Genomic DNA, 20,015 nt, shown 5'->3' on the forward strand with positions numbered 1-20,015 from the left:
GGCCGGTTTCGAAGCCGAGACGGAAAGCGCCTCCGCCCCCTCTTCTTTGGGACAGGTCATTCCGCCCGGCGGGCGTCAGCCCAGGGCAGACGGTCGGGGACGGGCCAGTCGATGCGCACCTCGCCGCCAATACCGCCCGCCTCGCCCGGCAGCTCAAGCCCATCCCCTACCCGGCCTCCTCCTGACCAGCCCAACCAGGTTCTGTCTCCCATCTCTTGAGTGGGAGACAGAACCGATACCTGAGCAGTCCGGCACCGGTCAGGCTGGCCCGAACCTCTCCGGCGGAGGCCCTGGCAGACGCGTCAGGGCCTCCATGGACGGAGCATGCCCTTCATCGCGTCCGTCATGGCGGACTGCAGCAGCGGGCCGTAGGTGATCCTGCTGACGCCGAGACGGCGGAAGCGCTCCAGATCGTGCTTGACGGGGTGCGCGGTGGAGTTCACGGGAACCCCCACGGCCCCGATGACCGCCTTGAGCAGGTCGTCATCGTCCTGGATACGCACCGGGTAGACGCTGTCGGCGCCTGCCTGTTCCATGGCTCGCATCCGCTCGATCGCCTCGTCGAGAACACCTGCGGAGTCTTTCGCGTGCAAGAACAGGTCGGTGCGCCCATTGACCCAGATGGGGACCCCCGCGTCGTCGGCCGCCGCACGCAGGCCGGCGATGTATTCAGCGTGCTCCTGGCTACTGCGCACCCGGCCGCCCTGCGAGTGGACGGTGTCCTCGACGTTCAGGCCCACACCGCCGACCTCGACCAGTCCGGCGATGAGGTCTGCGGGCTCCTGGCCGTAGCCGGCCTCCAGATCCACCGATACCGGAACATCGACGGCCGCGATGATCGGTCTGACGGCGGCGAGTACCTCCTCGAACGTCTGTCCTTCATGGTCGTCGGCTCCTCGGGAGTCGGCGAGCGGATGGCTGCCGACCGTCAGCGCGGAGAACCCGGCGTCCGCGGCCGTCCGCGCCGACCAGACGTCCCAGACGGTCGGCAGCACGAGGGGCTGATGCTCGGCATGCAGTTGCTTCAGGCGCTGAGCGCGCTCAACGGTGGTGCGAAAGTTCATGCCGGGAAGGTACCCGTGTATCGCCAGGTTCCACGCCGATTCGTGAGTCCTCCCGGGGTGGATCTGCCTGTGCTTGTTGGACACGTACCCCACCTCATGCGTTACGCGCGTGTCCACCGCGCCAACAACGGTCGCAGACAGGGACGGGTGCGGTGATGGCGTTCGTGCCGCCCTGAGGGGTGTAGCGGACGGTGCACGGGTCGAAGCCTGTGGCGCTGAGGGTGGCACGCGCCGCAGTGATGTCGGTGGGATCGAGGGCGGGCGTGCGGAAGAGGACGAGCCGCCACGGCGACCGGAGTCGGTGACCGCGGCCCAGCGGCAGTCGGTGTCGAGGCCGACGACCGATGTAGTCGGCGGTGTCGGCGTGGAGCCAGGGCGAGCCGGCACCGAGGAGCTCACATGGAGGCGAGAGTTGCTTGCGTCTGGGGCCGCCGCGGACCCGCATGGCGGCTCCGAACCCCTCATACTTGAACGCGTTCAAATAGATGCGCCATGATGGCTGCGAGCGGAGCGGCCAGCCCTGAGCACTGGTGCCGGGCGCCCCCGTCATGCCCTGCCGCGCCCTGCCGAGCCGTCCCGAACCGGGCGGCTGGTGCCGGGTGGCGGCAGAACTCTCGCGCTTTTGAGGAGCTGACCGTGCGCCACCTGCTGCAGCGTCACCCGATACCGATCCGCACCCACTTCGCGCACTCGCTCGTCCTTACCTACGCCCTGCCGCCTGAGCAGCTCGCGCCGCTGGTCCCTCCTGGGCTCGCCCTGGACACGTACACCGCCCCCGACGGCACCGAACACGGCTTCGTCGCGGCCGCCGTGGTGGACGCGCGCGGCCTGCGCCCGGCCGGACTGCCTGCCCGGATCGGCGCCGACCTCGTCCTGACCGGCTACCGAGTGTTCACGCGGTTCCCCACTCCGGGTGGCCGAACCATGCGCGGCCTACGAATCCTGCGCAGCGACACCGGCCACCGGTTGATGGTCGCGGGCGGCAACCTGCTGTCCCGGTATCACTACCGGCTCGCCCGGATCGGCAGCCGGGCCGTCGGCGAGACCCTGGAGTTCAAGGTGGTCAGCGCCGACGGCCGGGCCGACCTGCACGTCCGCGCGAACCTGGCCGGCCCGCCCGCGCCACTACCGCCAGGCAGCCCGTTCGCCGATGCCCGGGCCGCGCGCCGGTTCGCCGGACCGCTGCCCTACACCTTCGAGTACGAGCCGCAGACCCGCTCGATGATCGTCGTCAAGGCCGTTCGCCCGCACTGGGAGCCGAAGCCGGTCGCGGTCGAAGTGCCCCATCTGACGTTCTTCGACCACGGCCCGCTGGCCGGCACCCGGCCCGTGCTCGCCAACGCCTTTCACGTGTCCGATCTCGACTACGGCTGGGAGCCGGGTAGCCGCCGTGCCCTGGACGGGAGCACGCGGTGATCCCGGTCCGGTCGACGGGGCCGCGGCCAGCCCGCGTTGTCCCGAAGCCCGCGCCCACGGCGCCTCCGCCCCCGCCGCACCGCCCGTCCGGGGTGCGCGAGGTGATGCGCTACAACTGGCCGCTGTACGCGGGCGGCGCACTCGCCGCGGCCGGTGGCTGGGCACTGGCCCGACGGCTGCCCCGCCCGGCCGCCCGACTCGCCCGGGCCGGTGCGGTCGCCGCAGGTTGGCTGCTCGCATGCAGCACTGCTGCCACCTGGTACGTCTACGACCTTTCCGGACTGCACGGCTACACATGGCTCGACGACCTGCTGCCGGACGGACCCGGCCGCCACCTCGTGGTCTCGGCAGGCCTCGACGAGACGAGCCGGCCCGTTGCCGCGCGCCACCCCCACGCGTCGCAGCTCATCGCCGACATCTACGACCCAACTCTGATGACAGAGGGTTCGATCCGCCGTGCCCGCCGCCTGGTGCCTCCGGTGGCCGGCACCGTGGCCGCCCGGCCGGCGGAGCTGCCCGCCCCAACCGCCACGCTGGACACGGTGCTTGTCGTGTTCGCCGCCCACGAGCTGCGCCGGGCGACCGATCGCGCCGCACTGTTCGCCGAGACGGCCCGAGTGCTCCGGCCGGGCGGCTCGCTCGTCCTGGTCGAGCATCTGCGCGACTGTGCGAACACCGCCGTCTACGGCCCGGGCGCGTGCCACTTCCTGCCGCGGGGTACCTGGCTCGGCCACGCCGCCGAGGCGGGTCTGCGCCCGGCGGCGGAACGGCGGATCGCCGTCATGGTCACAGCGTTCGCCTTCCGGAGGCCCGGACCGTGAACCAGCTCTTCGACGTGGAGGTCCAATTGCGGCTCGTCGGGGCCGCGCTGGTGGGCCTCGGCGTGTTCCACGCGGTGCTGCCCCGGGTGATCGGCTGGCCCGCCGACCTGGCAGGCACCACGCTGCTGACCCGTCAGGTCTCCTACGCCCATGTCTTCTTCATCGGCCTCACTTGTGTGTTGCTCGGTCTGTTGCCTTGCACCCTGCCCGGTGAGCTCCTCGCGGGCACGCCGCTGGGGACCGCCCTGCTGGTCGGCCAGACCGTCTTCTGGGGTACCCGCTGGCTCTTCCAGTTCGCCGTCTTCTCGCCCCGTCTCTGGCATGGTGACCCGCTCCGGACCCTGGGCCACCTCGCGTTGTCAATCCTGTGGACGTGGGTGACCGCGGTGTTCGCTGTCGCCCTGTGGCGGGTGCTATAGGAACCTGGCGAAGGTGCTCAGCCGGCGAGTCGAGCACCTTCGGTCGTACCGGCGTGAGCAGAAACGGGGCTCTGACACGATTTCCGCGACGCTGCGGGTGTGCCAGCATGCTCCAGCGACGCTACGTCACGGCGATTCCCGCACCCCGCGCTCCGCTGCCCAGCACCCCCGCACATCCGCGCACGGCTGTGCGGCGTGGCGAGCCCGGACTCAGGATCACCGGTGTCACGAACAACAACCCGTCCGGCAGTGGACCGCACCCGGACCCGATCGGCCCGATCGGCCCGATCCGCTGCGATCGCGTGGAGCCCGAGCGGCGCCGTTGTGAGCGAGCACGCCGTGCGCCAGGATGTCTGCCCATGAGTGAGATCTCCGATCTGGTCACCCTCCTCCGACTCGAACCGCACCCGGAAGGCGGGTGGTTCCGTGAGACGTGGCGGACCGGACCCAGCGCCGTTCCGGAGGGATACCCCGGGCCGCGCTCCTTCGCGACCGGCATCTACTACCTACTGCATCCCGGCGAAATGTCCCGCTGGCACCGGGTGCGTTCGGACGAACTGTGGCTGTGGCACCGGGGCGGGCCGCTGACGCTCCGCCTCGGCGGGGCGGGCCACCGCCGCGGAGGAGTCCGCCACGGTGCTCGGGCCGGACATCGCATCCGGAGCACGTCCTCAGCTCCTGGTGCCGGGCGGCGCCTGGCAGTCCGCAGAACCGGCCGGCGACGAGCCGGTGCTCGTGTCGTGCGTCGTGGCCCCCGGCTTCGACGTCGAGGACTTCGACATGCCGTGAGGCCCGTGCGCACGGGCACCGTGAGCGGTGCGTGCGCGGGTTGAGCTCCGGGCGCGACCGGCGACGTCGGGCTCGCCCGGTCCCGGTCGAAGCACCACGGGGGTGACCACAGCGCGGTCACCCCCCGTGTTTCGGTCCCGCCCGGTGCCGGCCGGGGGTCAGTCGGCAGGCGACTCAGGCGGTCGGCGGGAAGACTGGTCGGTCGGTCGGGCGGTCAGCGCACGTGCACCGTCACCACGGCCGACGTGTGCTGGTGAACCGGCTTCGGGTCGTGCTTGCTGGTCAGCCCGTACAGGACCGCACGAAACCGCAGGTCGCCGCGGCGCGCCGACGCACCCGCGGCGGTGACTTTCGCGTCGCCCGCGGTCGGGGTGCTGCACGTCTCCTGGTGCCACCCCTCGCCGAAGCCGTTCTCCTCCACGCAGAGCTGGTGCAGGAACCCAGCGTTGTCGTCGTCGCCGTGCGCGGTGACGGTGATGGTCCTGCCGACCTGGGCTGTCTTGGGCGCGGTGATCTCCACGCTGCCCTTCGCGAACGCCGGCGCGGTGGCCAGCGCCACCGAGGCCAGACCCAGCGCGCCGATCACCGTCGCCCGGCCGACTCGTGCAGTCAGCCCGGTCTGCTTCGTCCTGGTCATGGACATCCCCTTTCACGGGCCTCCGCCGATCGGTGGGACCCGCCCCGTCGCTCGGCGCCCAACGCGCCGTGTCGATCAGTCAGATGGGCCGATCGCGCGGCTCGTTGCGGAGCGGACGGCGCCGTTACGGATTCACGACATACCGCCGTGGCCGGGTACCGTCATCGCGCGGCGGACTCCGGCGGCTCCCCCCATCCCTGCGCGGCGAAATCAGTTCTTCGCAGGGGCCGTGGGACCCGTGCGACGAGCCGCGCGCTCCGGACACGCCCCGCCCGCCCCTGTCACGGAGACCACTTCCGGCAGCTTGAAATGAAGCCGAGTGCCCCTCTCCCCCAATACCGTTGTCGTGTCCCGCAACGCGGCGACCTGCCTTCGGAGGCCCCCTCCCCGGAGTGCCCAATGACCTCGGCAAGGGTCCCGAGTCCGCAACGACAGCCACTTTGACCTGGCGTTCGCGCAACAGCGCAAGCGTCGCCACCCGGGCCTGGGCCGAGTGCATCACCGCACGCACGACGGCGTCCTACGGTGTCTGCCAGTGGTCGGCCCAGGCTCGGGACGCTGCCACGTGACGCTCCAGGCCGGGCGTCCCGTACTCCTGCCAAGCCTTCCAGGACCGGGCGTCGGCCTCCGCCAGCACAACCACCGCCTCACGGGGCGCGCGGGTGAACGCGGGGATACGTTCGCACCAGCGAGCGGCCTGCTCGGGGGTCTGCTGGCCGTCCAGTACCAGGCGCTGGCCCCACAGGACCGCGTCCAACCACCCAGGGCCCTGTGCCGCCCAGGCCCAGTCGATCAGCCATGTCCGGTTCTGCCCGGGCAAGAAGTTCGTCGCGGCCGGGTCGCCGTGCACGAGCCGGTCACCGGTCAGCAGTGGCTCGTCGGCCGGGTCGCAGTACTCCTTCCAGCGCTCCCACGCCGGCCTCAGCCCAGCCTCGGGGGGCGCGGCCGTCGTGCTCAGCTCCCGCAGGACTGCTGTGACGGATTCCAGGTGGGGGCTGTCGTCCGCGCTGAAGTCGGCCCACGGTGACAGGCTGGTGATGCCCTCGAACGCCAGGATCGTCCAGCCTCCCGCCGCCGTCCGCCACAGCAGCCGTGGTGCGAAGAGCGGGAGGAAGGGTGCGACGGTGCTCTCGACTTCCAACTCGGCCGTCCGCTCGTGGCCCGCGGGCAGTCCCTTGACGAACACGCTGCCGCCGTCGGGGGCCGACAGCAGGGCCGCGAAGCCCGAGCTGGTCCCGTGGATCAGGTCGACAACAGAACTGCTGTCCCCCACACGGTCGGCGACAGCCCGCCGCACGGACTCGGGCAGCTCCCTGTAGGAGCGCAGAGCGACACGCACGGCCATTCACCTGCGAGGATTCTGCGGGTCATTCGGTGGCAGCGGCGGGTTTTTGTCCGGCCTCGTCGGCGGATCGGTTGACGGGCGCCCCGGCGGAGGATTGGTCGAGGGGCGGGGGGACGGCCTGCGCGCTTCGAAGACCTTCATAGGTGGACGCTACCGGTGCGCCCCGCCATATAGCTCTCAAATCAGTGAAGTTCCTGCGCGCCGACGGCATTTGCTCCGCCGGCGGTACTTGGCGGCCCGGTCCAGGAGCCCGGCTCCGACACCCACCGCCCGGGGTCGTTCTTGGTGATGCGAACACCGCCGTCGGACCGAGCCCTGGCATCGCGTTGGACCGCCTGCCACTTTCTAACTGGCTTCTGGTGCGGTGTAGGGGAATTCATACCCGGTGAAGTCAGCGACGTGGACGTATCCGATGCGCTGGTAGAGGGCATTACTGGTGGGGTTGGTCGGGTCCGCGAACAGGACGACGTCCGTCGCGCCTGCGGTCAGCGCGGCTCTGCTCACCTCGACCGTCACCGCGCCCGCGTAACCGCGACCCCGGAGATGAGCCGGAGTGGAGACGGGGTCCACCCGGACCATGCCGCCGACCATCGACGTCGAGCCCGCCATGGAGACGGGAATGCCGGCCGGGCTCTCCCAGAAGGTGAAGAGCCTATCGGCGAAACGCGTGTCGTCCCAGGATCCAGCGTCGATGGCACCTACGGAGGCGTTCTCCCCTACTTCGACACAGAACGCACGGCACCAACGCACGACTTGTTCATGGTCCTGCTCGCCCGCGACGCGGCCCCGGCCCTCTGGGCGCCGCTGTGGTGGGGTGAGCTTGCCGAGACGGTACAGGTGAGTCTGCCAGAAGGGCAGCGGCGCGACACCCGTGTGCCGCTGCCAGGTCTTGGCGAAAGCGGCGGCGGTGTCGTGGTCCGCGATGACGCCGGACGGGGAGTAGCCGGAGCCGGCCAGGAGAGCGGCAAGAGTTCCGGCCTGCTCAGCAGAAAGGGGTGTGACGCTCAGGTATCCGCGCGGAGTGCGATAGAAGATGGCACAGATCTCGCCTCCTGACTCCAGCCGACCGAAAATGGTGGCTTTGGCACCGCGTGCGTCCGCCCCGCGTGTTCGCAGCTTCTCGATGTCCGTCAGAGGAGTGTTGTGCAGGGCGGGGCGCGAACGCAGGAAATCTCCGGCTCGCGCAAGGAAGTCATCGACATCGTCACTGAGTTGCCAGTCATCCGGGCGCATCCTTCATGGTCCCGCAGCACCCCCAGTAGACGGCAACATGCGGCACCTAGATTCAGGGTTCAGGGTTCAGCAAGAACGGTCAGCCTTCAATGCGTCAGGGCACGGTCCTGTCCTTCGAGGCTGAGCGGCGGCAGGGAAAAGGCGGACCATCTCGATAGATCGAGATCAGCGGCCGTGGTTCGCGGGCCCGGGCGAGCTGCGTCTACCTCGCCTCACTCCACCTCGCCACCATCCTCACCTGGTCGACGACGTGACCCGAACCCGGCTGGCTAGACCCATCCGCCGTCAAGGTGGATCGTCCAGGCTTCTCCCACCGCCCTCTTCAGTTCGACCATGGCCACATCCATGATGACTGCTGGTGCGTCGGCCAGTCGCAGCGGGGAGTCCGGGACACCGTTCCGGGTGTAGGTCGGCAACTCGCCGTTACAGCTGAAGGCGTGGAGCGGCGGAGAGTCGGGGTTGAACCATGCGGGACGCTGCTCCTCCGCCCACGCGGCTGCGGCGTCGACGCGGTTCACTTGCGCCAGCAGGTACTCGGGGGCGGGCCCGCCGCTGAACTGTATGAGGAAGCCCGCGGTGTCGACGGCCCACCAGTCCCACGTGAATCCAGGGCGAGGGTGCCGCAGGATCGTCGCCATGCCACCACCGTACCTACACAGGCACACGCCTGGTCAGGTGATCCACAGGAAACGCCCCTGGGCTGCTCCCTGCGCTGGGACTGGTTGCCGCTGACCGAGGAGCCTACGGTGAAAGGCGTGAGGAGCGGAGTTGACCGGTCGTCGATGACCTCGCCTGCCCTGTGACGGGCACCTGCTCCGATGCTTCGCGTGAACCGCGGATCACGCTCATTGAGGCCCGCGATGTTGTGCGGCTGCTGCACTTCGCGGAACCCCGCCGCCACGACTCTGTCGAGGAACGAGACGCCTACGCCCTGCCTGCCGAGCCGGCGGGCCACTCCCCTCGGAGTGAGCGGATCAGAAGAAGTCGTGGAGCTCAATGCCTCGGAGCACTGCGGGCATCGACCGTGTCATGAGGATGTACACCGGCCCGTACGGGCGTTCGTCCGGAGAGCCTCGAACTGATCCGGTTCATGGCTGCAGAAACGGCGAAGCAGCGCGTTCATTGCGAACATTGCGAACTGAACGCACAGGCACTGCGGTGAATGCCGACCCGCGGGAAAGCGGGGGTCTGCTGCACCCACACCGCCGATATCAGTGGTGAGGTTCGCGCCCACCGGGTGGTGCTGGCCCGTAGACCACCGGCCCCCAGCTCACCCTGCTGTGCGGGAGTGGACACACCGTCACACGTGCAGGCGTAGGTAGATCAGGAGGGTGTCGTCGGGTAGACCCAGCAGATAGCGGTCCACGTCGGCACTGCTTCCGGATCCGATGTCCGGAGTGTGCGGGCACACGGCGCGGCTCTCGCAGGCACTGTGCAGCCCTGGGTCGCCGTCCCCGTACCACCAGCCGTTCAGGGTCAGCACGTTGTTGAAGCCCAGCCCATACCGGGAGTGTTGACTGATGAAGGCCTCCCGGGTGAGACCCCCGACCCTCTGGATGGGATCGAAGCAGTCCAGGAAACTGGTGCCGTATCGGTGGCTGCGGCTCGTGCGCTTGAGGTCGTCCAGGGCCGAAAGGTAAGCACTACAGAGGGGTTGTGCCTGGTAGCGCTCATATGCCGGTGTCCAGGGATCCGGATATCCCTCCATCCGGAAGGTCAGATACTGCGGAACGCCCATCTCCGCCTTACTGCGCGCCACGAAAGCTTCAAGCGATTCGGGAGCGGGATACCGGCTGGACAGCTCGGTCCACAAATCCCACGCCCGGCCCGCCAGAGCCACGGACTCGGCGTGGTTCGCGCTGAGGTCGAGCAGACCGCGCGGGCCGCCCGCGCACATACCGGGGATACTCGGCTCACTCGTACCGTCGAACCGCGGCTGGTCGTGCAGAAGACGCGGATCCGACTCGAAGCCGGCCCGAGTGGCGAAGCCGAATCCCTCGGCACCACCGCAGATCCGGTAGTAGTCCCAGATATCGAACTCGTCGGCACGACCGTCGCCGATTTCGAACGGAGCCATCACCTCGGCAACAGCCTCGTTTACGGTCCCTGCCATCGAACCCGGCAGACACACCACAATCCTCATCCCAGCCATGCGCTGATCATGACGGCAATGCGCCAACGGTCTCCAGTCGATTTTCTCGCGCTGGTGCGCACGACTGTGAGGAACACGAGCCCGCTGGGATCGTCCTGGCAGCCGGAAAGGATCTTCATGCTCACCGGCGAACGGTCGCCACGCCTGGCAGCGGTTCCTTCAACGTCGCGTGTGAGCGCGTCGACGCAAGTCTGCGCGTCGTTGCACCATGCGGAGCACAGCCGCGTATTTGTGGGTGCGGGCCAGCCGCATGGTGGCGACGAGCAAGTCCATTGGGCCAAGGGCGAAATGGAGAGCGGAGCCGGAGGGCAGGGCTGTCGGGCCGAGGGTGCCGAGGCCGGCGGCGGCGGTGAGGCGGCTGTTTGCGGAGATGCGGTCGAGAAGGTGATCGACGCGGGCGCGGAGCTCGGCGAGCTGGTCGGATATGTCGAGGGCGTCCATGCGGCCGGCGTCGTCGAGCTGGCAACCGCGAGCTCGGGCAGGCCCTCGCCCTGGCGTTGGGCGAACGCCGCACGGCTGACACCTGCGGCATCCGCGCCACGGCGACGTCTCCCGTCGCAAGGGCGATCGACCCGTGCCGAGGAGAGACGCACCGGCATCGCGACCGCAGCACCCAAGAGGTCGGCGAGGGTACGCGGTCGACGAAGGGACGCTGTTACGGCACTATCCGGGGCAAGGTCCGATGATGAGGAGCACGGTGATAAGTCAGGGCGTGAAGATCACCACACGGTGCGAAGCCTGCGGCGGTGTGCTGATACTCGACACCGGCCAGTCCATCGAACGCGGGCGCATGTGGTGGGGAACCGAGGGGGCTTGCCAGTCCTGCACCGTCGCCTGGTGCGAGCAGGACTTCGGCGACGCGACTCCGGAGGCGATCCGCCAGGCCCTCCTCGCGGAGTACGGACCCGCCCGGCTCCGGCTGACAGCGCCCGAGGCGAGTGCAGTGCCCGTCCTTCGCGCCCTCCGAGAGGTACACGGCCTGTCGCTGGCACAAGCACGAGTCCTGGCAGACGAGTTGAAGACGACCGGCGTCGTCGGCACGTTCGTCGAGATGGAACTCGTAGCCGCCCGGCTCCGACACCATTCCGTCGGAGTGACAGTCGAGACATCGTCCAGCTGACCGTCCGCAGCGAGCAACACACCGGGCGACGTAATTCCCGCTGCCGGAAAGGTCTCGATTCCTCCGCGTCGAGGACACCGTCCACATCGCATTGTCCCTGGTCAGCCCCGCCCTCATCGCGATGGCTCAAGACAATGGGCGTTGATCTTTGCCCGCGTCGTAGCCGCGGGAGTCCTTGCCAACGATCTCGGCGGCCTTCACCGACTGGGAGTCGATCACGGTAGCCACCGCCCCGGGCTCCATACCCATCTCTCGCCGGATCCGGCACGCAAGGTGATCGCGGATCTGTCCGATGACGGCGACGGCGGCCCAGCGGGCCATGAACCCACAAACCGTGCGCCTTACCTACTCCTTGGCACGGGCGCCCGGTTCGGTGGGAAAAGCGGGGCGAGTGCTCAGGCCGTCCATCCGGTGTGGCGCAGCCAGTCCTCGAAGGTCATCAGGCCGGCATGCATACGGCGCAGGAGGCCGATGTCCCGGTCCCGGGCGTAGACATCGCGCTCGGCGAAGAACTGGAACATCGCAGCGTAGTCGTGGCCGAAGTCCGGGACGGCTGCCTGCAGTTCGTCGCGCGGCATCGGGACGTAGGCGCTGGAGGTGCCCGTGACCCGGGCGAAGGCGGCGGCGATCTCGTCCCCGGTCAGGCTGTCGCCGATCACCGCGAGGTCGCGGGCGCCCCAGGACTGCCAGTGGCCGAACATGTGGCAGGCGAACCACGCGATGTCGTCGAGGGCGACGAGCGGGTAGTGGGCGGCGCCGAGCGGGAGGCGGAAGGTCAGGCCGCCCCGGCCGTCCGGCCGGGGCGCGAGCCGGTCCCGCAGGTTCTCGAAGTACGGGGCCGTGGTCAGTACCGAAACGTGGTCCGTGTACCAGCCGTCGGTCTCCTTGCGGAGCATTTCCTCCGACCGCATGAGGCCGATGTGGGCGGCGACGGCGGCTTTGCTGTCGAAATGCGGAACGGGATGCCCCGTCAGGAACACCGCGCCGTCCAACGAGGACCAGATGAAACGCTCCACACCGGCACGCTCCGCAGCCGCCAGCAGGTGCAGCCCTTGTCGGTACTCGCCCACGGCACTGCCCGTCGCGAAGAAGTCGGTGTTGGCGAACACGTACTCCGCCTGGCCGACCAGGTCTTCGAGGGCCACGGTGCCGGAATGGACCAGCCGCACGCGATCGGGCGCGAGAGCGGCGAGCCCGGCGGCGTGGGCGGACTCCGGGTGGCGGCTGGGCACGGTGACGGTGGCGTCGGTGGTGGCCAGCAGACGTCTGATCACATGACGGCCCATGGCGCCGGTACCGCCGATGACGAGGATGTGGGTCATGGGGTGCTCCCCTGATGTGCCAGGACGTGTGCGGCCAGCTGGGCGTGGGTGGCGACCCAGACGTCGCCGGACGCACGGATGTGGTCGAGGATCTGGCCGACCATGCCCGCGAGGAGCGGTCGGCCCGCTACATGGGCGTGGACGGTCAGGTGGAAGACGCCGGGGCCGGGGGCGGCGAGCAGTTGGTCGAGCAGCTCACGGTGCAGGTCGCGATAGGCGTACGGCCCGGCCGAGGTGTCGCGGACGTCGGAGTGGTCACTGTGCATGAGGGAGACCAGAGGACCGTGTGCGGTGGACAGGATCCGAGGGAGATCGTGGTCGCCGTGGTCGCCGGTCCAGCGATAGCCGGCCTCGGCGAGCAGGTCGTCGGTGTGTGCCGAGCCGGTGGCACGCGGGCTCATCCACCCCGTCGGACGAACGCCGGTGACCTGCCCGAGAACGTCCGTGCAGCGACGGATGTTGGTCCGCTCGGCGTCGATGTCGAGGAGCGCGGGCACCACCTCCTGCGCCCAGGAGTGTGCTGCGGTCTCGTGACCCGCCTCGTGCACCGCCACGACGGTCTCGGGATGCCGCTCGGCGACCAGTCCGCTGACGCCGACGGTGGCCGTCGTGTCACCGAGCACATCGAGCAGTCGCCAGATGCCGGTGGTGACGCCGTAGTCCGCCCAGGAGGTGCTGTGGGTGTCGTCGATGCCGGACAGCGGCCACGCCGCGGCCATCGGCGCGTAGGCGGGCCAGTGGCCGGGCGACCACAGTTCCAACGCGACGGTGACCAGCGCGGCGACCTTGCGCCCGCCCGGCCACCCGGTCATTGCTCTCATTCGGTCCCCTTGATCGATGGTTTCCGTCGTGGACGCTGTGGACGCTACGGAGGCCGCGGGTACCTCCGGGTTCCTGGCCGTGGTCTACCGTCGGGGCATGCGTGAGTACTCAGGCAGCGTCTTCCTCGCCGACTGTCCGGCTCGGCTGGCGATCGAGATCATCGCCGACAAGTGGGCGGTGGTCGTGCTGTTCGCCCTCAGCCGCGAACCGTGCAGGCACGGCGAGTTGATCGATCTGATCGGCGGAGTCTCGCGGAAGGTGCTGACCCAGACGCTGCGGCGTTTGCAGGGGTACGGCCTGGTCGACCGTGATGCCGAGACCGGCACGCCTCAGTACGTATTGACCGACCTGGGCCGGACGCTGGTACAGCCGATCGAGGTGCTGACGGCCTGGGCGCACGAGAACGGTGCGGCTGTGGTGGGCTTCCAGGAGTCCGGGACGGACTGCGCGCCGCCCGGGAAAGCCGGCTGAAGCAAGCGATGCGCAACGGGGCCGCGAGGTGCCTCCCGCCCCTTCCTGTTCCTACAGCCACCGCCGCCGCTTGAAGATGAAGTACGGGCTGACGTAGACCGCGGCCAGAAGCAGGATCGCGATCGGATACCCGAACCCGACCCGAGCTCGCGGATGTTCTCGAAGGTCATGCCGCAGGTGGCTCCCACCGACGTGGGTGCGGCCGCCTGCGTGGACGCGGCGGGCGAACTCATCGCCCCGCCGGTGCCGAGATCCTCGTGGACCCCACCGCCATCGGCTCCGAGGTGGGCCTGCCCGACTTCGGCACCCGGCCAGTGTGGGACAGGAGGTCAGCTCCAACGGCCATCTCGACCAGCGACGGGACTGGCTCGGCTTCGGCCTGACGCGCACCCGCCGTCCGGAGCCGTAGGGAGCGCTCACTCGACTTCCCGACAGGTGGCCGTCCGTGGGGAGACCCAAGCCAAGTGGCCACCGGCATCCGGGCGTGGGGTGAGACCGTGCCACTGCCTCGGCCGCGCGGGATGCCGTGGTGCGCAAAAAGGGCAGTGCCCTGCGGGTCCCTTTCCCTTTCCGGGAGCCGCAGGGCACTGCCTGTCTGATCTTCTGCGCAGTGGTTATGCCACGCCGAGCAGCCACGGCTCGGCAGGCTGGGCCATATTGGTACCGCTACCCGTGGCCAGCCACAGCCTCCCGTCGCCGCCCTTCCACGCCACCTCGTAACTGCCGTCAGCCATCGTCACCAGCGAGGGACTGGAGGAACTGCCGTTCGTGCCGACACCGAGCAGCCACGGCGACGCGGGCTTAGCCATGTTCGTGCCACTACCCGTGCCGATCCACAGCCTCCCGTCATCGCCCTTCCACGCCACCTCCCAGCCACCGCCCGGCAGAGCCGCCAGCGACGGACTCGTGGTGTCAGCCACACCCAGCAGCCACGGCTCGGCAGGCTGGGCCATGTTGGTGCCGCTACCGGTGGCCACCCACAGCCTCCCGTCGCCGCCCTTCCACGCCACCTCGTAACTGCCGTCAGCCATCGTCACCAGCGAAGGGCTGGAGGAACTGCCGCTGGTGCCGACACCGAGCAGCCACGGCGACGCGGGCTTGGCCATGTTCGTGCCACTACCCGTGCCGATCCACAGCCTCCCGTCATCGCCCTTCCACGCCACCTCCCAGCCACCGCCCGGCAGAGCCGCCAACGACGGACTCGTGGTGTCAGCCACACCCAGCAGCCACGGCTCGGCAGGCTGGGCCATATTGGTACCGCTACCCGTGGCCACCCACAGCTTGCCGTCGCCGCCCTTCCACGCCACCTCGTAACCGCCGTTGGGCAGGGCGGTGATCGACGGGCTCGTGCCGGGGAAGACACCGAGCAGCCACGGCGCGGCGGGCTTGGCCATGTTGGTGCCACTACCGGTCCCGATCCACAGCTTCCCGTCGTCGCCGGCCCACGCGGCGGTCCAGGTGCCGTCGGTCATGGTGGCGATGGACGGCTTGGAGTTCTCGGCGACGCCGAGCAGCCACGGCGCGGCGGGCTTGGCCATGTAGGTACCGCCGCCGGTGCCCATCCACAGCTTCCCGTCGGAGCCGCGCCAGGTCGTGACGTATCCGCTGTCGGGCGTCACCGACAGGCCGGAGGAGCTGCTGCGCGGCGTGGGTGACGCGGGCGGCGTGGTGGGAGCGTTCGAGACGTTCTTGTAGCGCAGGGCGACGTAGCCCGAGGTGGGGTGCCCCTCGATCGACGTGGAGCGGATGTTCGCCTTGCTCGGGCCGTGGGTGGGGTCGTTGGTGTTCGACTCGGCGTAGTAGAGGAAATCCCCCGCCGCTTTGTCGGTCCAGCCGGCGAACAGGAAGATGTGCTCGTGGGGGTAGGCCATTGCATCGCCGGGCTGGAGGTTGGAGAAGTCACCTACGGCAGTGTCGTAGGTGGTGTTGGGAGAGCCGTCGGCGTTGGTGAAGGCGGGTCCGCCGTCGGTGACGACCAGGCTCTTGTCCAGGTGCCAGGCCATCGAGACGAACCCGGAGCAATCCTCCCGGTAGTCGCGGCCCTGTGGGTCGGCGGCGTACCCCTGTTGGTCGTAGGGGACGTGCTTGTCCACCCAGGTTTGGGCGCGGGAGAGGATCTCGACGGAGGAGACCTGACCGCCTATCGAGCTGGTGGCCTGGGCGGGAGCGGCCAGGGTGAGCAGGCTCGCGCCGAGGGCGGCTGCGGTGGCGAGTGCCAGGGAGACGCGGCGGTTCCTACGAACAAGCATGGATGTCCTCGCGGGTGTGTGGAGAAGACGGAGTGGCCGGGCGCCGGGCGGGCACGGCGTGGTTCGGTGCGTACGGGGTGAGTGGCGTGGACGGCTGTCCTGCAGGAACAGCGGTCGGCCGGACGGACGCGATTGATCAGCGGCCGGGGCTGCTCGGCGCGGGGGCCGGCGGGAGGTAACGCAGTTTCAGCAAAGGGGAGTTGCGGTAGCTGCGGGCTACCAGGGCAGCGCCGCGGCCGGTGGCGGACTGGGCTCCGGGCCCGTCGGGCGGGAGCAAGAAGAGCAGCAGGTCGAGGCGGCGGAGCCCGGTGCGGGCGCTGGCGTGTTCCAGGCCGTCCTCGGGCGTGGTGTGCGCCCACAAGGTGTCGAGGGCTTCGGCGGCTTCGGTCAGGGAGTCCGGGATGGTGCCGGGGCGGTGGTCCAGGCTGAGGTAGACGATGTCCATCAGGGGGTCAGCCCCACTGGAACTCATCCGGGTTCACTTGAGCCGCGGACGTGGCCGGAGCGGCGGCGACGGTCGGAGCGACGGCGATGGTGCCGGTGACGGCCGAGGGCAACAGGGCGGCGGCGGTGAGGGCGGCAACCGCGGTGGCGACGGCAAGAGACAGGCGGATCATGGTCGTTGTCCTTCACGGGGCGAGGGAACGGGACAGGGGCCGGTTCGGCGCTCCGCGGTGGCGCTCGGTCCGTTCGCCGCTGCGGGTGTTCCCCGGTGGCGATGGCTCAAGCTTCGCCGCCCGGTGGTGGCAGCGGTAGGACTTCCGCCTGTCGCCAAGGCGCCAGGCGGGATCCCGACAGGACGACAGAGCCGGGCACCCTCGATCCAGACCGGATTGTTTCGGGGCACACCTGTACAACTGAGCCAAAGCAGCGTGCTTGTCACCAGCGGAGAGGGGTGAGCCGGCGATTCGGACCGGTCGCATCAGGCTGATTGTCACCACCAAGGCATTCGACTGGTCACATGCGCTCACGTGGACGGAGTGCGCAAGGACGGACCAAGGACGGATCTAGGACGGCAGCTCTTAGCCTCGGTGTTGAGCGCAACCGCGTCTTCACGGGGGGCAACACCACCATGCTTGAATCGTTGGGGCTGTCCGGCGCGGCCGCAGCCGTCTACCAGGCGATGCTCGATCGACCCGGTGCAGGGGTCGCCGCACTCGCCACCACCCTGGGCCTGACCGCCGGCCAGGTGCACGCCGGCCTGGAGGAGCTCGCCGCCCTGCTGCTGGTGCGCGCCTCTAGCCAACACCCCGGCCAGATGCGCGCGGTCAGCCCTGAAGTCGGCCTCGCCGACATGCTGGCCCGCCAGGAGGCCGAACTCGCCGCCCGCCAGGCCCAGCTCGCCGCCTCCCGCGTTGCCGTCAACCAACTGGTCGCCGACCGAGCCGAAAGCCGGACCGCCCACGGCGAACGCCTGCTCGGCATGGACGCCATCCAGGCACGTCTGGAGGAACTGGCCCGCGGCGCACGGGCCGAGTGCCTCGGCGTCCACCCCGGTACCCGCCACCGCCCCGAGGACCTGGCCGCGGCGCAGAGCGCCAACGCCGGAGCCCTGGCCCGCGGCATCGTGATCAGAAGCCTCTACCAAGAAGCCGTCCGCAACGTCCCGCACACCGTCGCCCACGCAAGCTGGGTACTCGACCACGGCGGCGAGATCCGGACCGCCCCGGTCATCCCGCAGCGCCTGGTCATCGTGGACCGCGCCCAGGCCCTCGTCCCGATCGACCCGGCAGACACCCGCAAAGGCGCACTCCACGTCACCGAACCCGGCCTGGTCGGCGCCTTGTGCGAACTCTTCGACCAGGCCTGGGCCACCGCCGTACCCCTCGGCGCCACCCGCACCCAAGACGCCGCGACGGGCCTGAGCGGCACCGAACGCGAGCTCCTGCGCCTGCTCGGCTCCGGCCTCACCGACGACACCGCCGGCCAGCGCCTCGGTGTCTCCTCCCGCACCGTCAACCGCCTGATGGCCTCCATCATGGAACGCCTGGATGCCAGCAGCCGCTTCGAGGCGGGCATCAAGGCCGCACACAAGGGCTGGCTCTGACGCCCGTCTACGCGGGGCGCTCATACTCCTCCCGCGCTTCCGTCGATGACCGCCCCGTCGGACCGGTCCGGGGTGGACTGGGCTGCGGACTGGCCACGGGTCCCCCACCGACGTCCTCGCGCGCGACAGCCATCGCCGCCGACAGGTCGAGGTCCAGGACGACCGCCGCCAGGTCGAAGTCCAGGACGGTGATGCCGGGCATCGCGACAAGATGCCCGGCCGTCCCCTCACGTGCCGCACGGCGTCACGAGAGTGGGATGGTCACCTCGTCCTCGACCGGCGGATCGATCTCGTGGTCGAGAGTCCCCGTCGCCGAGTGGCAGCGCAGACGGATCGAGGCAGGTGTGACGTCCAGCCGCAGGAAGCACTTGAAGAACGGCGGGCTGTACGTCGCCGAGCCCGGTGAGAAGAGCTGCGTGTAGAGCTTGCGCACCGGCAGCCGGAAACGACCTTTGCGGTCGGGTCGCCGACCTGCGCCGAGGAGACTGGCGACCAGGCGGATGCGCCGGGTGATACGAACCGGCTCCTCCTGACCGCGGATCGGCGGGACGCCCAGCCGTTCGGCGACCACCGCCATGGCCTCGGCCTCGGTCAGCGTGAAGAAGCGGGGCATCCGCAGCCGGTTCCCGTACAGCCTGCTGTAGAAGGCCAACGAGTCGCCGCGTAGCGGATAGCAGCGGAACTCGTGCTCGGTCACGTCGGCTATGGAGACCCGCGGGACCGTGTGCGTGGCGTGCATGAACGCCCCGCCACCACCGGCGACGACGTACTGGATCGTGCGCCCGCCGTCCACCCGAACGGGATACCGCTGGTAGTTGTGGATGTCGCCGCCGATCGCCGCGACGTAGTGGTGCTCCGGGTCGCGCACGATGGCGTCCACCGTGCCTCCGCCCTCGATGGCGCACGGATGGTGCTCGCCGTCCACGTACAGCGGCGACCCTGTCACCAGGATCTTGGGCTGGTCACCGCGCGACACTTCGCGGAGCCAGCGGCCTTGTTCGGCGTCGAGGGTGCCCAGCAGGCCCGTGTCGATGCCGATGATCCGTATCGGCCCGGCGTCGATGGCCCAGTACGGGCCCGGCTGAACGGCCTGTTGGGACGGCTCCGAGCGCAACGCCCGCGCCTCGGCGAGACGGTGCTCGTCGGTGCTGCCCGGAGCGTGCCAGAGCAGCGAGCGCAACCAGGCCCGCGTCAGGGGGCGGGGGCGCGCCTCGGACGCCAGGGTCGGCGCCTCACAGAAGACCCGCATGAAGCCCTGCAGGCCCTCGTACCAGTCGTGGTTGCCCGGTATCGCATAGATGGGCGCCGGATAGTTCTGGTACGGGCGGAAGAACTTCGTGCCGTAGTCGTCGGTGCTCCCCACTGGGTAGATCACGTCACTGGCGAGGACGGCGAAGTCGGTGCCCTGACTGACCTTCAGGAAGCCGGGTACCACAGCGTATTGAGGATCGTCACCTTCCCCGGTGTCGCCGATGACCATGAACGAGAAGTGGTCGGCGTCCGTGCGGCGGACGACCGCGTCGCGGGGAGCGCCTGCGGCCACGGCCTGCTCCACCCAGCGATTGCGGGTCCGGCCCGTCGGATCCCCGAACCAGGAGGCGAGGACGCCGTTTCGGGCGGCCCATAGCGTCCCGGGATTCAGCCACGACAGCTTCTCCACCCGAGCGGGCATCAGGCCTTTGTACGTGCCGAGTTGGGAGTTCCCCCAACCGGCGCCTTCTGGTGTGTCGCGTGAGGAGTGAGGCACGGGTGCACGGTAACAACCGGTCTTCGCTGCACCCGGAGCAGGGGCCTGCGATCCGTGGCGGGGTTCCGACTGCGGCGCCGCCCTAGTAGCGCTGAGAACCTGACGAAATGGGGTGGCAGATGCACTCCTTGCAGGGTGGCGATCTCTTGATACGTGCCGATCGTCACCGCTCTGGGCCGCGATCCGGGCTGGAGCGCCCGGGCTCGACGCCGACGACGACGTCGTGTGAATGAAGTGGGACAGTGGGCCGTCCATCTCCATCCAGCGCACGGGCGAGCATGACTGTCCGGAGGTGGTTTTAGAGGACGAGTCGGGGTCCATGGTCACCGTGCGGGTGCCGCTCGTCCCGCATCCCCCAGCG

22 protein-coding genes and 3 pseudogenes are annotated in these 20,015 nt (G+C 69.5%); 9 read left to right on the forward strand and 16 right to left on the reverse strand.

What is annotated here, in order from left to right:
- Positions 1-302: 302 nt before the first annotated feature.
- On the reverse strand, positions 303-1,064 hold the full coding sequence (locus CG740_RS19410; RefSeq protein WP_100576655.1) for an isocitrate lyase/PEP mutase family protein: 762 nt from the start codon (positions 1,062-1,064) through the stop codon (positions 303-305).
- Between the two features lie 636 nt (positions 1,065-1,700).
- On the opposite strand from CG740_RS19410, the gene CG740_RS19415 reads away from it, so the two are divergent.
- The 5 genes and pseudogenes from CG740_RS19415 (at position 1,701) to CG740_RS41540 (ending at position 4,509) form a co-directional block, all read left to right on the forward strand.
- Positions 1,701-2,480 (forward strand): DUF2071 domain-containing protein, encoded by a 780-nt coding sequence (locus CG740_RS19415; protein ID WP_199846511.1) that lies wholly within the window; start codon positions 1,701-1,703, stop codon positions 2,478-2,480.
- A gap of 104 nt (positions 2,481-2,584) precedes the next feature.
- On the forward strand, positions 2,585-3,301 hold the full coding sequence (locus CG740_RS19420; RefSeq protein WP_199846512.1) for a class I SAM-dependent methyltransferase: 717 nt from the start codon (positions 2,585-2,587) through the stop codon (positions 3,299-3,301).
- A complete protein-coding gene (locus CG740_RS19425; protein WP_100576457.1) occupies positions 3,298-3,720 on the forward strand; it encodes a hypothetical protein in 423 nt (140 codons plus the stop codon). Before CG740_RS19420 ends, CG740_RS19425 begins: the two co-directional genes overlap by 4 nt.
- A gap of 359 nt (positions 3,721-4,079) precedes the next feature.
- Positions 4,080-4,271, forward strand: a pseudogene (locus tag CG740_RS41535) (cupin domain-containing protein); the annotation flags it as partial.
- 85 nt (positions 4,272-4,356) lie between these two features.
- A complete protein-coding gene (locus CG740_RS41540) occupies positions 4,357-4,509 on the forward strand; it encodes a cupin domain-containing protein (protein ID WP_267895411.1) in 153 nt (50 codons plus the stop codon).
- Between the two features lie 214 nt (positions 4,510-4,723).
- Here CG740_RS41540 and CG740_RS19435 read toward each other — a convergent pair whose 3' ends face one another.
- The 7 genes from CG740_RS19435 to CG740_RS19460 all read right to left on the reverse strand — a co-directional run bounded on the left by CG740_RS19435 (position 4,724) and on the right by CG740_RS19460 (position 10,317).
- A complete protein-coding gene (locus CG740_RS19435) occupies positions 4,724-5,146 on the reverse strand; it encodes a hypothetical protein (protein WP_100576657.1) in 423 nt (140 codons plus the stop codon).
- A 520-nt stretch (positions 5,147-5,666) separates the two neighbouring features.
- Positions 5,667-6,485 (reverse strand): aminoglycoside phosphotransferase, encoded by an 819-nt coding sequence (locus CG740_RS19440; RefSeq protein ID WP_159030343.1) that lies wholly within the window; start codon positions 6,483-6,485, stop codon positions 5,667-5,669.
- A gap of 351 nt (positions 6,486-6,836) precedes the next feature.
- Complete coding sequence (locus CG740_RS19445) at positions 6,837-7,724, reverse strand: GNAT family N-acetyltransferase (protein ID WP_100576459.1); 888 nt, start codon at positions 7,722-7,724, stop codon at positions 6,837-6,839.
- Positions 7,725-7,993: 269 nt separating this feature from the next.
- Positions 7,994-8,362 carry a hypothetical protein gene (locus CG740_RS19450; protein ID WP_100576460.1) on the reverse strand — a complete coding sequence of 123 codons (369 nt, stop codon included), beginning with the start codon at positions 8,360-8,362 and terminating at the stop codon, positions 7,994-7,996.
- A gap of 662 nt (positions 8,363-9,024) precedes the next feature.
- The gene (locus tag CG740_RS19455; protein ID WP_100576461.1) at positions 9,025-9,876 is read right to left on the reverse strand and encodes a hypothetical protein; all 852 of its coding nucleotides are present in this window, start codon (positions 9,874-9,876) and stop codon (positions 9,025-9,027) included.
- Complete coding sequence (locus CG740_RS39720; protein WP_159030344.1) at positions 9,864-10,001, reverse strand: hypothetical protein; 138 nt, start codon at positions 9,999-10,001, stop codon at positions 9,864-9,866. The genes CG740_RS19455 and CG740_RS39720 overlap by 13 nt, the downstream gene beginning before the upstream one ends.
- Positions 10,002-10,035: 34 nt before the next feature.
- On the reverse strand, positions 10,036-10,317 hold the full coding sequence (locus tag CG740_RS19460) for a hypothetical protein (RefSeq protein WP_100576462.1): 282 nt from the start codon (positions 10,315-10,317) through the stop codon (positions 10,036-10,038).
- Between the two features lie 271 nt (positions 10,318-10,588).
- Between CG740_RS19460 and CG740_RS19465 the strand changes: the two genes are divergently transcribed.
- Entirely contained in the window at positions 10,589-10,996 is a 408-nt protein-coding gene (locus CG740_RS19465; RefSeq protein ID WP_234376372.1) for a hypothetical protein, read from the forward strand.
- Positions 10,997-11,143: 147 nt separating this feature from the next.
- On the opposite strand, the pseudogene CG740_RS19470 reads toward CG740_RS19465, so the two are convergent.
- The 3 genes and pseudogenes from CG740_RS19470 to CG740_RS19480 form a co-directional block, all read right to left on the reverse strand.
- A pseudogene (locus tag CG740_RS19470) lies at positions 11,144-11,335 on the reverse strand (IS5-like element IS4811 family transposase); the annotation flags it as partial.
- A gap of 56 nt (positions 11,336-11,391) precedes the next feature.
- Positions 11,392-12,318: an NmrA family NAD(P)-binding protein gene (locus tag CG740_RS19475; RefSeq protein WP_100576463.1), complete on the reverse strand. Its 927-nt coding sequence runs from the start codon at positions 12,316-12,318 to the stop codon at positions 11,392-11,394.
- Complete coding sequence (locus tag CG740_RS19480; RefSeq protein ID WP_100576464.1) at positions 12,315-13,139, reverse strand: polysaccharide deacetylase family protein; 825 nt, start codon at positions 13,137-13,139, stop codon at positions 12,315-12,317. The genes CG740_RS19475 and CG740_RS19480 overlap by 4 nt, the downstream gene beginning before the upstream one ends.
- Positions 13,140-13,236: 97 nt before the next feature.
- On the opposite strand from CG740_RS19480, the gene CG740_RS19485 reads away from it, so the two are divergent.
- Positions 13,237-13,611: a winged helix-turn-helix transcriptional regulator gene (locus CG740_RS19485; protein ID WP_100576659.1), complete on the forward strand. Its 375-nt coding sequence runs from the start codon at positions 13,237-13,239 to the stop codon at positions 13,609-13,611.
- 614 nt (positions 13,612-14,225) lie between these two features.
- Here the strand turns inward: CG740_RS19485 and CG740_RS19495 are convergent.
- The 3 genes from CG740_RS19495 to CG740_RS39725 form a co-directional block, all read right to left on the reverse strand.
- Complete coding sequence (locus CG740_RS19495; protein ID WP_100576465.1) at positions 14,226-15,860, reverse strand: chap protein; 1,635 nt, start codon at positions 15,858-15,860, stop codon at positions 14,226-14,228.
- 136 nt (positions 15,861-15,996) lie between these two features.
- Positions 15,997-16,305, reverse strand: a complete 309-nt coding sequence (locus tag CG740_RS19500) for a hypothetical protein (RefSeq protein WP_100576466.1) — start codon at positions 16,303-16,305, stop codon at positions 15,997-15,999.
- A gap of 7 nt (positions 16,306-16,312) precedes the next feature.
- Positions 16,313-16,477 carry a hypothetical protein gene (locus CG740_RS39725; protein ID WP_159030345.1) on the reverse strand — a complete coding sequence of 55 codons (165 nt, stop codon included), beginning with the start codon at positions 16,475-16,477 and terminating at the stop codon, positions 16,313-16,315.
- Between the two features lie 455 nt (positions 16,478-16,932).
- On the opposite strand from CG740_RS39725, the gene CG740_RS19505 reads away from it, so the two are divergent.
- A complete protein-coding gene (locus CG740_RS19505; RefSeq protein ID WP_100576467.1) occupies positions 16,933-17,907 on the forward strand; it encodes a helix-turn-helix domain-containing protein in 975 nt (324 codons plus the stop codon).
- Between the two features lie 7 nt (positions 17,908-17,914).
- Here CG740_RS19505 and CG740_RS19510 read toward each other — a convergent pair whose 3' ends face one another.
- Both CG740_RS19510 and CG740_RS19515 read right to left on the reverse strand, forming a co-directional pair.
- Positions 17,915-18,109 carry a hypothetical protein gene (locus CG740_RS19510; protein ID WP_100576468.1) on the reverse strand — a complete coding sequence of 65 codons (195 nt, stop codon included), beginning with the start codon at positions 18,107-18,109 and terminating at the stop codon, positions 17,915-17,917.
- Positions 18,110-18,151: 42 nt separating this feature from the next.
- Positions 18,152-19,654: a metallophosphoesterase gene (locus tag CG740_RS19515; RefSeq protein ID WP_100576469.1), complete on the reverse strand. Its 1,503-nt coding sequence runs from the start codon at positions 19,652-19,654 to the stop codon at positions 18,152-18,154.
- A gap of 229 nt (positions 19,655-19,883) precedes the next feature.
- On the opposite strand from CG740_RS19515, the pseudogene CG740_RS41915 reads away from it, so the two are divergent.
- Positions 19,884-19,949 (forward strand): annotated as a pseudogene (locus CG740_RS41915) (hypothetical protein); the annotation flags it as partial.
- Between the last annotated feature and the right edge of the window lie 66 nt (positions 19,950-20,015).

The organism is Streptomyces sp. CB01201, from assembly GCF_002803085.1.
GTDB lineage: Bacteria > Actinomycetota > Actinomycetes > Streptomycetales > Streptomycetaceae > Streptomyces > Streptomyces hundungensis.

Coding starts and splice junctions, on each gene's coding strand:
- CG740_RS19410 (WP_100576655.1), bottom strand. CDS start 1,064: ATGAACTTTCGCACCACCGTTGAGCGCGCTCAGCGCCTGAAGCAACTG.
- CG740_RS19420 (WP_199846512.1), top strand. CDS start 2,585: ATGCGCTACAACTGGCCGCTGTACGCGGGCGGCGCACTCGCCGCGGCC.
- CG740_RS19435 (WP_100576657.1), bottom strand. CDS start 5,146: ATGACCAGGACGAAGCAGACCGGGCTGACTGCACGAGTCGGCCGGGCG.
- CG740_RS19445 (WP_100576459.1), bottom strand. CDS start 7,724: ATGCGCCCGGATGACTGGCAACTCAGTGACGATGTCGATGACTTCCTT.
- CG740_RS19450 (WP_100576460.1), bottom strand. CDS start 8,362: ATGGCGACGATCCTGCGGCACCCTCGCCCTGGATTCACGTGGGACTGG.
- CG740_RS19455 (WP_100576461.1), bottom strand. CDS start 9,876: ATGGCTGGGATGAGGATTGTGGTGTGTCTGCCGGGTTCGATGGCAGGG.
- CG740_RS19460 (WP_100576462.1), bottom strand. CDS start 10,317: ATGGACGCCCTCGACATATCCGACCAGCTCGCCGAGCTCCGCGCCCGC.
- CG740_RS19475 (WP_100576463.1), bottom strand. CDS start 12,318: ATGACCCACATCCTCGTCATCGGCGGTACCGGCGCCATGGGCCGTCAT.
- CG740_RS19480 (WP_100576464.1), bottom strand. CDS start 13,139: ATGAGAGCAATGACCGGGTGGCCGGGCGGGCGCAAGGTCGCCGCGCTG.
- CG740_RS19485 (WP_100576659.1), top strand. CDS start 13,237: ATGCGTGAGTACTCAGGCAGCGTCTTCCTCGCCGACTGTCCGGCTCGG.
- CG740_RS19495 (WP_100576465.1), bottom strand. CDS start 15,860: ATGCTTGTTCGTAGGAACCGCCGCGTCTCCCTGGCACTCGCCACCGCA.
- CG740_RS19500 (WP_100576466.1), bottom strand. CDS start 16,305: ATGGACATCGTCTACCTCAGCCTGGACCACCGCCCCGGCACCATCCCG.
- CG740_RS39725 (WP_159030345.1), bottom strand. CDS start 16,477: ATGATCCGCCTGTCTCTTGCCGTCGCCACCGCGGTTGCCGCCCTCACC.
- CG740_RS19505 (WP_100576467.1), top strand. CDS start 16,933: ATGCTTGAATCGTTGGGGCTGTCCGGCGCGGCCGCAGCCGTCTACCAG.
- CG740_RS19510 (WP_100576468.1), bottom strand. CDS start 18,109: ATGCCCGGCATCACCGTCCTGGACTTCGACCTGGCGGCGGTCGTCCTG.